General features: G+C 69.6%; 12 protein-coding genes. 2 read left to right on the forward strand and 10 right to left on the reverse strand.

Annotation, left to right across the window (positions count from 1 at the left end; translation table 11 throughout):
* The 3 genes from smc to A9X04_RS27595 all read right to left on the reverse strand — a co-directional run.
* Window positions 1–2,524, reverse strand: a 2,524-nt coding sequence (smc, locus tag A9X04_RS27585) for a chromosome segregation protein SMC (RefSeq protein WP_067927863.1), incomplete at its 3' end; no start/stop codon positions are given.
* Window positions 2,525–2,666: 142 nt separating this feature from the next.
* Complete coding sequence (locus tag A9X04_RS27590) at window positions 2,667–2,960, reverse strand: acylphosphatase (protein WP_067927866.1); 294 nt, start codon at window positions 2,958–2,960, stop codon at window positions 2,667–2,669.
* Window positions 2,947–3,360, reverse strand: coding sequence for an OsmC family protein (locus A9X04_RS27595; RefSeq protein WP_067927870.1), 414 nt, complete (start codon window positions 3,358–3,360; stop codon window positions 2,947–2,949). The genes A9X04_RS27590 and A9X04_RS27595 overlap by 14 nt, the downstream gene beginning before the upstream one ends.
* 54 nt (window positions 3,361–3,414) lie before the next feature.
* On the opposite strand from A9X04_RS27595, the gene A9X04_RS27600 reads away from it, so the two are divergent.
* Window positions 3,415–4,191: a PIG-L deacetylase family protein gene (locus A9X04_RS27600; protein WP_067927883.1), complete on the forward strand. Its 777-nt coding sequence runs from the start codon at window positions 3,415–3,417 to the stop codon at window positions 4,189–4,191.
* Between the two features lie 120 nt (window positions 4,192–4,311).
* On the opposite strand, the gene A9X04_RS27605 is transcribed toward A9X04_RS27600, so the two are convergent.
* The 7 genes from A9X04_RS27605 to sepIVA all read right to left on the reverse strand — a co-directional run bounded on the left by A9X04_RS27605 (window position 4,312) and on the right by sepIVA (window position 10,345).
* Complete coding sequence (locus tag A9X04_RS27605; protein WP_067927873.1) at window positions 4,312–4,911, reverse strand: NifU family protein; 600 nt, start codon at window positions 4,909–4,911, stop codon at window positions 4,312–4,314.
* Window positions 4,908–6,821 (reverse strand): ferrous iron transporter B, encoded by a 1,914-nt coding sequence (locus A9X04_RS27610; RefSeq protein ID WP_067927876.1) that lies wholly within the window; start codon window positions 6,819–6,821, stop codon window positions 4,908–4,910. The genes A9X04_RS27605 and A9X04_RS27610 overlap by 4 nt, the downstream gene beginning before the upstream one ends.
* Window positions 6,818–7,054 carry a FeoA family protein gene (locus A9X04_RS27615; protein ID WP_067927879.1) on the reverse strand — a complete coding sequence of 79 codons (237 nt, stop codon included), beginning with the start codon at window positions 7,052–7,054 and terminating at the stop codon, window positions 6,818–6,820. Before A9X04_RS27615 ends, A9X04_RS27610 begins: the two co-directional genes overlap by 4 nt.
* 216 nt (window positions 7,055–7,270) lie before the next feature.
* Window positions 7,271–8,131, reverse strand: coding sequence for a DNA-formamidopyrimidine glycosylase (gene mutM, locus A9X04_RS27620; RefSeq protein WP_067927880.1), 861 nt, complete (start codon window positions 8,129–8,131; stop codon window positions 7,271–7,273).
* Between the two features lie 123 nt (window positions 8,132–8,254).
* The gene (rnc, locus tag A9X04_RS27625) at window positions 8,255–8,968 is read right to left on the reverse strand and encodes a ribonuclease III (RefSeq protein ID WP_067927881.1); all 714 of its coding nucleotides are present in this window, start codon (window positions 8,966–8,968) and stop codon (window positions 8,255–8,257) included.
* Window positions 8,965–9,549 (reverse strand): DUF177 domain-containing protein, encoded by a 585-nt coding sequence (locus A9X04_RS27630; RefSeq protein WP_197509450.1) that lies wholly within the window; start codon window positions 9,547–9,549, stop codon window positions 8,965–8,967. Before A9X04_RS27630 ends, rnc begins: the two co-directional genes overlap by 4 nt.
* A gap of 58 nt (window positions 9,550–9,607) precedes the next feature.
* Window positions 9,608–10,345, reverse strand: coding sequence for a cell division protein SepIVA (gene sepIVA / locus A9X04_RS27635; protein WP_067927889.1), 738 nt, complete (start codon window positions 10,343–10,345; stop codon window positions 9,608–9,610).
* Window positions 10,346–10,620: 275 nt separating this feature from the next.
* On the opposite strand from sepIVA, the gene A9X04_RS27640 reads away from it, so the two are divergent.
* On the forward strand, window positions 10,621–11,218 hold a 598-nt coding region (locus A9X04_RS27640; RefSeq protein WP_231980408.1), incomplete at its 3' end, for a permease.

The raw sequence follows: 11,218 nt of genomic DNA on the forward strand, positions 1-11,218 counted from the left end.
GGCCCAGCAGCCGCGCCTCACGCGCCTGCTGGGCCCGCAGCCGCGCCTCGCGCTCCGCGGCCGCGGCCCGGCGCAGGGAATCCGCGCGCCCGCGTACGGCGTTGGCCCGCTCCTCGGCGGTGCGCACCGCCAGCCGGGCCTCCACCTCGGCACTGCGGGCGCCTTCGGCGGCGGCGGCGATCCGCTGCCGGACCTCCGCGTGGTTGGGCTCTTCGGCATGCACGTGCTGGGTCTCTTGCGCGTTGCGCAGCCGGGTTTCCAGCTGCGTGACTTCCTCGACCGTCTGCGTGCGGCCCGCTTCGAGCTCCTCGCGCTGCCGCAGCAACCTGTTCCACTCGTCGTCGGCGGTGCGGGCTTCCTGCCCGAGCCGGCCGAGCTGCTCGTACATCGCCGAGATCGCGGTGTCGGATTCGTTGAGCGCGGCCAGCGCCTGCTCGGCGGAGTCCTGGCGGGCGGCCTGTTCGGTCAGCGCCCCGGACAGCGCCGCGGTCAGCTGGGCGACCTGCGATTCCGCGGCGGCCAGCTCGTTGCCCGCCTTGTCGATTTCCGACGTCACCTCCAGCGTGGACAGCTTGCGGTCGGAGCCTCCGCTGACCCAGCCGGCGCCCACCAGGTCGCCGTCACGGGTGACCGCGCGCAACCGCGGGCGGCCCGCCACCAGTTCGAGCGCCTGGTCCAGGTCGTCGACCACCGCGACGCCGGAGAGCATCGCCGTGATGGCGCCGCGCAGGCGCGCGGGCACCTCGATCAGGTCCAGCGCCCACAGCGCGGAGCCGGGCAGCGCGTCACGCGACGCGGGGTCGTCGGCGGGCCAGTCGCCGAGCACCAGCGCCGCGCGCCCGCCGTCGGCCTGTTTGAGCGCGGCGACCGCGGACCGGGCCGCGCCGAGGCTCTCGGCGGCCAGCGCGTCGGCCGCCGAACCCAGCACCGCGGCCAGCGCCGCCTCGTAACCGGAGCGGACCTTGACCAGCTTGGCGACCGGGCCGAAAAGCCCTGCGCCAGCATGGTTTTCGGTGAGCCAGGCCGCACCATCCTTGCGTTCCAGCCCGACCGAGAGCGCGTCGATGCGGGCCCGCAGCGACGCCACCCGGCGCTCGGCGTCGCGTTCGGCGGCCTGCAGTTCGGCGACGCGTTCGTCGGCTGACCGCAGCGCGGCCACGGTCCGTTCGTGGTGCTCGTCGAGCCCCACCTCGCCCTGGTCGAGCTCACCGACGCGGCCCTGCACGGTTTCGAATTCGGCTTTGGACTGCTGCGCCCGGGCGGCGGCCTGTTCGATGCGTTCGGACAGCCGCGCGACACTGTCGTCGATCGATTCGACGCGTGCCCGCATGGTCTCCACCTGACCGGCCAGCCGCGCCAGGCCCTCGCGCCGGTCCGCCTCGGCCCGCACCGCGGCCAGGTGGGCCCGGTCGGCCTCGGCGGCCTCGCGCTCGCGCTCGCCGAGTTCGGCGCGGGCGGCTTCCAGGCGGGTGCGCGCCTCGGCCAGCTCGGCCAGCAATTGCTGCTCGGCAACCGCGACCCGCTCGGCCTCGGCCTCCAGCGCCTCGGGGTCGGTGTCGCTGGGCGGCGCCGGTTCCGTGTCGAGGTGCTGGGCGCGTTCGCTGGCGATGCGCACCGTGGCGGCCACCCGTTCGGCCAGCGCGGACAGCCCAAACCAGGTGTGCTGGACCGATTCGGCGCGGGCGGTGAGTTCGGCCACGGCCGCCTCGTGCGCGGTGAGCTCCTCCGACGCCACGGCCAGCCGGGTGGCGGCCTCGTCGTGCTCGCGGCGGATGGCGGCCTCGGCTTCGAAGATGGCGTCCCGTTCGACCTGCCGATTGACCAGGTCGTCGGCGGCCAGCCGCAGCCGGGCGTCGCGCAGGTCGGCCTGGATGGTCTGGGCGCGGCGGGCCACCTCGGCCTGGCGGCCCAGCGGCTTGAGCTGGCGGCGCAGCTCGGTGGTCAGGTCGGTCAGCCGGGCGAGGTTCGCCGACATCGCGTCGAGTTTGCGGAGGGCCTTCTCCTTGCGCTTGCGGTGCTTGAGCACGCCGGCGGCCTCTTCGATGAAGGCGCGACGGTCCTCGGGGCGCGACTGCAGGATCTCGTCGAGTTTGCCCTGCCCGACGATCACGTGCATCTCGCGGCCGATCCCGGAGTCGCTGAGCAGCTCTTGCACGTCCATCAATCGGCAACTGGCGCCGTTGATCTCGTACTCGCTGGCGCCGTCGCGGAACATGCGGCGGGTGATCGAGACCTCGGAGTATTCGATGGGCAGCGCGTTGTCGGAGTTGTCGATGGTGACGGTGACCTCGGCGCGACCGAGCGGGGCCCGCGAGGAGGTGCCGGCGAAGATGACGTCTTCCATCTTGCCGCCGCGCAGGGTCTTTGCTCCCTGCTCCCCCATGACCCACGCGAGGGCGTCGACGACGTTGGATTTTCCCGAGCCGTTGGGCCCGACGACGGCGGTGATGCCCGGCTCGAAACGCAGAGTCGTCGGCGATGCGAAGGACTTGAAGCCCTTCAGCGTCAGACTCTTGAGGTACACGGCGAGCCAGACTACCGCTCAAATCGCCCGTGCCAGCCTCACCGCGGGGTGTCGCCCGGGCCGAAATGTCCACGCCGAACACGCTGCGGCGCACTGGTCACAGTGGCCACATCAGTCACGGGGGAATGGGTGTGGGGCCGCGTCAGCGCTCGACGAAGCCGTCGAACCGCTCCTGCGGCGCTGACCAGTCCGCGATCACGTTGTCGACGCGGCCCGGCCGCGGCGGCCAGAACTCGCCCCCCTTGAGCAGGGTCAGCAGCTTCTCGCCGGCCGCGCGCGGCCCCTGGGCGACCACCAGCACGCGGCCGTCGGCCTGGTTGGCCGCGTATCCGGTAAGCCCTAGCTCGAGCGCCCGGGATCGCGTCCACCAGCGAAAGCCGACGCCCTGGACCTCCCCGCGCACCCAGGCGGTAAGCCTGACGTCAGGATCCGACATCGGCGACCTTGAAATCGATCTGCGTGCCGCCTTTGAGCGTGCGCCCGACGGTGCAGACCAGGTCGATCGCCCGGCCGACGACCACCAGCAGCCGCTCCTTGTCCTCCGCGGACAGGGCGGACAGGTCGAGCTCGAGCGTCTCTTCCAGCAGCGGATAGACCTCGTTCTCGCGGTCGGCGTCCCCGGACACCCTCACCACGGCCTTGTAGTCGTCGCCGAGCCTGCGGGCGAGCGGCTGATCGCTGGCCATCCCGCTGCACGCAGCGAGCGCGATCTTGAGCAGCTCGCCGGGGGTGAACACACCCTCGGCGTCCTCCGAGCCGACGAGCACCTGCGCACCGCGCGAGCTGTGTCCGGTGTACCGGCGCGACCCCGTGCGCTCCACCCATAGTTCGGTCATGCCCTACTTTTTACCGGGCGGCGCGTGCCCCACGCCGCGGGCATACTGCGTTTCATGGCCACCGTGGTCGCATTCCACGCCCACCCGGACGACGAGGTGATCCTCACCGGCGGCACGCTCGCACGTGCGGCGGCGGGCGGGCATCGCGTCGTCGTCGTCACCGCGACCGACGGACGGGTGCACAATGACGAAAGCGACTTCCGGCTGGGCGAATTGCATTCGAGCGCAGACATTTTGGGAGTCGATCGGGTCGAGTGTCTCGGCTACGCCGACAGCGGCTACGGCCCGCTGTTCTACCCGGACCCGCCGGGGCGGGTCCGTTTCGGGCGGGCGAACGTCGAGGAGGCCGCGCAGCAACTCGCGGCGATACTCGGCGAGGAAGGCGCCGACCTGCTGCTCAGCTACCAGCCCAACGGCGGGTACGGCCACCGCGATCACGTCCAGGTGCACCACGTCGGCAAGCGGGGCGCCGAACTCGCGGGGACACCGCGGGTGCTGGAGGCGACCATGCCGCGCGAATTACTGGTCCGCGTCGGCCATCTCGCCCGCATGTTGCGGCTCCCGGCGCCGTACGAGCCGGACGTCGCCCGCACCGCGTACGCGCCCCGGGCGAGCATCACCCACCGCATCGACGTCTTCGGATTCGCCCGCCAGAAGCGTGACGCGTTCGCCGCCCACCGCTCGCAGATCGGCGAATCCAGCGTGGGCGCCCGCATGTACGCAGCCCTGCTCCGGCTACCGCCCCAGGCGTTCGGCCTGCTCTTTCCCCGCGAATGGTTCGTCGACCCCGCCTTACCCGCGGGGATTTCGCGGCGGGACATCTTCGATTGACTGCCCCGTAAGCCCGAATCGAGCGTGCGTCCTGGGTGGCGCCGCCCGGCGTGTCGCCGCCCCGAACGCACACCCGAAGCCCTGAGCGCACACTCGATGACCGAGGCGCCCGCCGCGCCCTCAACGGACTATCAGCGACAGCAGCTTCTTGCCCAATGAGATTGCGGACGAATCGCTTTCGCACGACACCACCACGTCATCACCGGACCGCCGCCGCAGTTCGCGCTCGAAGACGTCGCGCAACGTGGACGACGCGGCCGGACACCCGTCGCAGGCACCCATCATTCGCACGGTCACGGTGCGGCCGGCCACCGAGACAAGCTCGATCGACCCGCCGTGCGAGGCAGCGAGCGCGCCGACGGGGCCCGCGAGCAGTTCCGCGGCAATGCTTTCCAGGCTTTCGGGGCTTTCCAGGCTTTCTGGGCTTTCCAGGCCGGGGGCGGACGATTCGTCGACCACCCAGTCCTGCGGGGCCACAAGCGCTTCGCAGAGCGCCTCGCGAACGTCGTCTCCCAAGTCGCGCCAGCTGCCACCCGCGCCGGCCGTGATCAGGATGCCGCCGGAATCCACCAGAATCTCTGCGATCGTCCCGGTGTCCAGCAGGGCGCCCAGCCCGCCCGGGGCCTGCCGAACGGTGCCGCGCGCCGGCAACCGGTCGGGCGGCACCACCCAGCGCAGCTGCTGAGGGTCCGCGGTGGCCGTGGCGTGGATCGGGATCATGCGCCCACCGCTATCGCGATCGATCGCGCGGCAAAGGCCATCGTCCAGGCCAGGACGAACATGTAGGACCAGGCGAAGGCGGGCCACCGCCACGAGTTGGTCTCGCGGCGCATCACCGCGACGGTGGACATGCATTGCAGCGCGAAGATGAAGTACGCCATCAGCGCGATGATGGTCGACGAGGTGAACACCTTGTGGCCGTCGTCGTCTGTCATGGCGACCAGGGCCTCATGCGGATCCTCGGGGTTCGTCGCCGCCGAGACCTGCCCCAGGGTCGACACGAAAACCTCACGCGCCGAGAAGGACCCGAGCAGCGCGACGTTGATGTGCCAATCGAACCCCAGCGGCTTGAATACCGGTCCGATCGCCTTCCCGACGTCGGCGGCGTAGCTGTGGTCCATCACGTAGGCGGTGGTCTCCGTCGGCGACATATGTGCGGTTTCGGCTTGCCGCGCGGGCAGATTGAGCAGCACCCACAGCACCACGGACGTGCCCAGGATGATGGTTCCGGCCTTGCGCAAGAACACTTTGGCCGAATCCCACATCGTGATGAGCACGGTCCTGGGCGAGGGGAAGCGGTACGGCGGAAGCTCCATCGTGAAGGGCAGCAGGTCGCTGCGCAGAATTGTCGACTTGAACAGCGACGCGGCGATCAGGGCCGAGGTGCCGCCGCACAGATACAGCAAGAACATCGCGATGCCCTGCGCGCTCAGCCCCCACCACTGGGTCTGCGGTGAAACCAAAAGCCCCACCAGCAGGGTGAACACCGGGAGCCGCGCCGAGCACGTCATCAGCGGCGCCGTGATGATGGTCGCGATCCGGTCGCGCGACGACGGCAGCGTCCGGGTGGCCATGATCCCCGGGATCGCGCACGCGAAAGAGGAGAGCATCGCGACGAACGCACGACCCTCCAATCCCGTCGCGGCCATCACCCGATCCATCAAGAACGCGGCCCGCGCCATGTAACCGACGTTCTCCAGCAACGCGATCAACAAGAACAGCAACACGATCTGCGGGATGAACTGCAATACCGTTCCCACGCCGCCGATGAGTCCCTGGCCGAGCAGTCCGCGCACCACGTAGTTGCCGACGTGGTCGCTCACCAGTACGCCGAGCCAGCCCAGCCCCTGACTCACCCGGTCCTGCAGTGGCGCGGCGACGGTGAAGACGACTTGAAAGAAGCAGAACATCACCGCGAAGAAGATGATGGTGCCCCACAGGGGATGGAGCACGATCGCATCGATTCCCCGGGTGCGCCGATCCGGTTGTGGCGCAACGTATCCGGCCGCGGCGAGCACCGATTTGCCCCAGGCGTCGATGGCATCGTCGTGAGATGGGGGCAGGATCGGGGGCCGTTGCCACCGGTCGAAGGACGCCAGTCGGGCGCGCAGGGTGTCGATCCCCGCGCCGCGGTGCGCGATCACGGGGACCACCGGAATCCCCAACGCCGTCGACAAGGCGTCGACGGCGACGGTGCCCCCGCGCGCGGTCAATTCGTCGGTCATGGTCAGTGCCAACAGGCACGGCACGTCAAGCCGCAGCACCTGTGCCACGAGGGTGATCGAGCGGTGCAGCGTGGTGGCGTCGGCCACCAACACGATCGCGTCGGGTCGATCGGCGTCGGCGATCTTGCCGGCCAGCAGGTCGGCCACGACTTGTTCGTCCGGGCTGATCGGCTGCAGGCTGTAGGTGCCCGGCAGATCCTCGACGGCGATCTCGACGTCGTCGACCTTGGTGATGCCCACCCTGCGCCCGACGGTGACGCCCGGGTAGTTGCCGGTCTTGGCGCGCAGGCCGGTGAGGTGGTTGAAGACGGAGGTCTTGCCCGCGTTGGGGCTGCCCACCAGCGCCACGCGCGCCACGCCCACGACCGCGAGCGCGGTACCGCCCTCCTCGTGGCAGGACGTCATGAGCCGCTTCCCGCGTCGACTTCGATCAGGCACGCTTCGCGCCGGCGCAAGCACAGCTCGGTGTCTTGAACGCGGTAGATGGTCGGGTCGCCCATGGGGGCGCGTCGAATCACCTCGACGTGGGATGCCGGCCGGAATCCCAGTTGCCGCAGCCGGCCCGCCACCACGGGCGGCGCCGCCGGCGCCACACCCACGATGGTTGCCCGCTGGCCCGGCGTGAGCTGGGCGAGCACTGTCGGAGAATCCGACACCCGAACTGAATCCCGCATTAGTAGCCCCGACGCCGAAGGTTCACCATGCACCCAGGATAACGATGCTAGGTGAGGATAACCTCACCTTTCTCCGAAACGTTCGCGACCTCCCGTGCGCCGCGTCGAGCGTGCTTCCCCGGCGACACCGCCCGGCGTGTCGCGACCGTCGACGCACGCGCAAAAGCCCCGATCGCACGGTCAAAGTCGCGGGCGCGGCTGACATTTCGGGCAGTAGAACGACGACCGGTTCATGAACTTCTCCCTGCGCATCACCGCCCCGCAGCGCCGGCAGTTCTCGCCTTCGCGGCCGTAGGCGTCCAGCGACCGGTCGAAGTAGCCCGATTCGCCGTTGACGTTGATGTACAGCGAGTCGAACGAGGTCCCGCCCTGCGCCAGCGCGTCGCGCATCACGTCGGCCGCGGCATCCAGGATGGCGCCCAGCCGGCCGCGGCCCAGCGTCGCGGCGATCCGGGCGCCATTGACCTTGGCCCGCCACAGCGCCTCGTCGGCGTAGATGTTGCCGATGCCCGAAACCACGGTCTGGTCGAGCAACTGCCGCTTGATCTCGGAATGCTTGCGCCGCAGGACGTTCACGACGGCTTCGCGGTCGAAGAGCGGGTCCAGCGGGTCGCGCGCGAGGTGCGCGACTGGCGCGGGCACCACGCTGCCGTCCACGCTCACCAGATCGGCGAGCATCCACCCGCCGAAGGTGCGCTGATCGGCGAAGCTCAGCACGGTCCCGTCGTCGAGCAGCGCGGAGATGCGCACGTGGTCGGCGCGCGGCACCTCCCCCAGCAGCATCTGGCCGCTCATGCCGAGGTGCACGACCAGTGCCGTGTCAGGGTCGTCCGCACCGTCGAGCAGCAGCCACAGATACTTGCCGCGCCGGTCGGTGCCGGTGATCCGGGCATCGAGCAGCCGGGCGGTGAGGTCGGCGGGTCCGGCCTCGTGCCGTCGCACGGCTCGCGGGTGGTGCACCCGCACGGCCTTGATCGTCTTGCCCACGACGCGGGCCTGCAGCCCACGGCGGACCACCTCGACTTCGGGTAGCTCGGGCATCTAGCGATGATCGCAAGCGCGGCGAAGCCGGGCGCGGCGGGTCATCGCCATCGATCCGAGCGATGATCGCAAGCGCGGCGAAGCCGGGCGCGGCGGGTCATCGCCATCGACCTATTCGCGCATCTAGACCGACGTTTTCCCCGCCGTGTCGAGCGCTTCCAGCGTTTTCCAGGTCGCCGCCGCGGCTTTCTGCTCGGCTTCCTTCTTGGAGCGGCCCACACCGGACCCGTATTCGGTGTCCATCACGACCACGACGGCGGTGAACTCCTTGTCGTGGTCGGGACCGGTGGAGGTGACGACGTAGGAGGGCGCGCCCATGCCCCGCGCCGCGGTCAGCTCCTGCAGGCTGGTCTTCCAGTCGAGCCCGGCCCCCAGCGTCGGCGCGGCGTCGAGGAGCGCGCCGAACAACCGCAGGATCACCTCGCGCGCGGTGTCGATCCCGTGCTGCAGATAAATGGCGCCCAGCAGCGATTCCATCCCGTCGGCCAGGATGCTCGACTTGTCGGCGCCGCCGGTGTTGGCCTCTCCGCGCCCGAGAAACAGGTGCACGCCCAGGCCGTCCGGGCACAGCTTGCGCGCGACGTCGGCCAGCGCCTGGGTGTTGACGACGCTGGCCCGCAGCTTGGCCAGGTCCCCCTCGGAGCGGTCGGGGTGGCGGTGGTAGAGCTCGTCGGTGATGGTCAGGCCCAGCACGGCGTCGCCGAGGAATTCCAGACGTTCGTTGGTCGGCAGCCCGCCGTTCTCGTAGGCGTAGCTGCGATGCGTCAACGCCAGCGAGAGCAGCTCCTCGGGCAGCCCGACGCCCAGCGCGTCGAGCAGGTCCTGCCGCGAGGTCACTGCTCACCCCGCGGCGGGTCGGGCTCGGGAAACATGCCGGCCAGTTTCGTCCACCGCGGGTCGATGCGGTCGTGGTGGTGTCCGGGCTCGGCGGCGAGGGCAACGCCGCATTCGGGGCACAGACCCGGGCAGTCGGGGGTGCACACGGGCGAGAACGGCAGCTCGAGCCCGACGGCGTCGACGATCGACTGCTCGAGGTCGAAAGCGTCGTCGACGATGTGTCCGACCTCGTCTTCCTCGGTGGTCGCCTCCGTCGTGCTGTCGGGGTAGGCGAACAGTTCGGTCAGCTGGACCTGCACGTGACCCTTGACCGGGGTCAGGCAACGCGAGCACTCGCCGACGCTGGGCGCGTCAACCGTGCCCGTCACCAGCACGCCCTCGGAGACCGACTGAACTTGCAGGTCCAGCTCCAACGGGGCGCCGGCCTCGATCGCGATCATGTCCAGCCCGATGCGCGACGGGCTCGGCACGGTCTTCCGCAGGGTGACCATCGCCCCGGGGCGACGCCCGAGCCGGGTGATGTCGACCGTCAACGGCGAGCTCAGACGGCGTTGCGAGGTGGTGCTGTGCTGCCGCGTCATAGCACAAATCCTACGGTGCGAGCCGCATAATTCCAGGGCGCGGCCGCCCGGCTGAGGCTTAGCGCACCGCGTAGTCGTGTGTGCCGGCCGCCGTCCGTAGCTGGTGACGACCGCGGCCGACCGAGCGCAGCGTGCCGTTGAGGAATTCCTCGAACTCGGCCAGCTTGTTGTCGACGTAAATGTCGCATTCGCCGCGCAGCCGGTCCGCCTCGGCGTGCGCCGAGTCGATCAGACGGGTGGCCTCGGCGTTCGCCGCCTCCACCACGCTGTTCTGCGACACCAGGCGCTGCTGTTCCTTGATGCCCTCTTGCACAGCCTTCTCGTAGGAGATGTTGCCGTTCTCGAGCAGCCGGTCGGCCTCGGCCTGGGCGCGGCTGACACTGGCCTCGTAGTCCCGCTTCGCGGCCGTGGCGATGCGCATCGCCTCCTCGCGCGCCTCGCCGACCATCCGCTCGCTGTGCTGGCGCGCCTCGCTGACCATGCGGTCGGCCTGCGCTTTTGCGTCGGACAGGAGCCGGTCCGCCTCCGCGCGGGCGTGGTTGAGCATGGAGTCCGATTCGGTGGTCGCCGAGGAAACCATCGATTCGGCGTGCGACTTGGCGTCCTGCAACATCGAGTCACGCGCGTCGAGCACGTCCTGGGCGTCGTCCAGCTCGCCTGGGATCGCATCCTTGATGTCGTCGATCAGTTCCAGTACGTCGCCCCGTGGCACCACGCAGCCGGCCGTCATCGGAACGCCGCGTGCTTCTTCAACGATGGCGCTCAGCTCGTCGAGCGCTTCAAAGACCCGGTACACGGCCATATCCTCCTGGCTTCTGCAAACGTGTTGTTACCAGTGTGCCTGGTGTTGCCTCTGTGACAGCGGTGGCGAGGCCGGTGTGTCGGACATTTCACTGGTTGCGCCTGTTGCGGCCATTCTAGGGATCAGGCCGGCTCTCCGCCCTGGCCAGAACGCTTTGCCCGGTTTGTCAGATACCCCTGTGGGGTATATGTTGGGAGCCCGAGCCAACCGAAAGGGGTCGAGCACTCGTGCTAGCAGCGGTCGGACACGCCTTGGCGGTGGCGGGATCGATGACGTGGGAAATCCTGTGGGCGCTGATCTTGGGATTTGCCCTGTCGGCGGTGGTGCAGGCGGTGGTGCGACGCTCGACCATCGTGGCCCTGCTCGGCGACGACCGGCCACGCACCCTGGCACTGGCCGCCGGACTCGGCGCGGCATCGTCGTCGTGTTCGTACGCCGCCGTGGCGTTGGCCCGGTCACTCTTTCGCAAGGGCGCCAGCTTCGTCGCCGCCATGGCGTTCGAGATCGGTTCCACCAACCTGGTGGTGGAACTGGGCATCATCTTGGCCCTGCTGATGGGTTGGCAGTTCACCGCCGCGGAGTTCGTCGGCGGACCGCTGATGATCGTGGTGCTCGCCGTCTTGTTCCGGCTGTTCGTGCGCTCGCGCCTCATCGACGCCGCCCGCGAGCAGGCCGACCGCGGGATCGCCGGCTCCATGGAAGGCCATGCCGCCATGGACATGTCCATCAAGAAACAGGGCTCGTTCGCTCGCCGGCTGTTTTCCGCGGAGGGTTTCACCTCCGTCTCCCACGTGTTCGCAATGGAGTGGTTGGCGATCCTGCGCGACCTCGTGCTGGGCTTGTTGATCGCGGGGGCCATCGCGGCGT

It is taken from the genome of Mycobacterium sp. E3247 (assembly GCF_001667785.1).
GTDB lineage: Bacteria > Actinomycetota > Actinomycetes > Mycobacteriales > Mycobacteriaceae > Mycobacterium.

Bases quoted from the DNA above. Each gene is read 5' to 3' on its own strand.
- A9X04_RS27600 (WP_067927883.1), top strand. From the start codon at position 3,415: ATGGCCACCGTGGTCGCATTCCACGCCCACCCGGACGACGAGGTGATC.
- A9X04_RS27590 (WP_067927866.1), bottom strand. From the start codon at position 2,960: ATGTCGGATCCTGACGTCAGGCTTACCGCCTGGGTGCGCGGGGAGGTC.
- A9X04_RS27595 (WP_067927870.1), bottom strand. From the start codon at position 3,360: ATGACCGAACTATGGGTGGAGCGCACGGGGTCGCGCCGGTACACCGGA.
- A9X04_RS27630 (WP_197509450.1), bottom strand. From the start codon at position 9,549: ATGACGCGGCAGCACAGCACCACCTCGCAACGCCGTCTGAGCTCGCCG.
- A9X04_RS27605 (WP_067927873.1), bottom strand. From the start codon at position 4,911: ATGATCCCGATCCACGCCACGGCCACCGCGGACCCTCAGCAGCTGCGC.
- mutM (WP_067927880.1), bottom strand. From the start codon at position 8,131: ATGCCCGAGCTACCCGAAGTCGAGGTGGTCCGCCGTGGGCTGCAGGCC.
- A9X04_RS27610 (WP_067927876.1), bottom strand. From the start codon at position 6,821: ATGACGTCCTGCCACGAGGAGGGCGGTACCGCGCTCGCGGTCGTGGGC.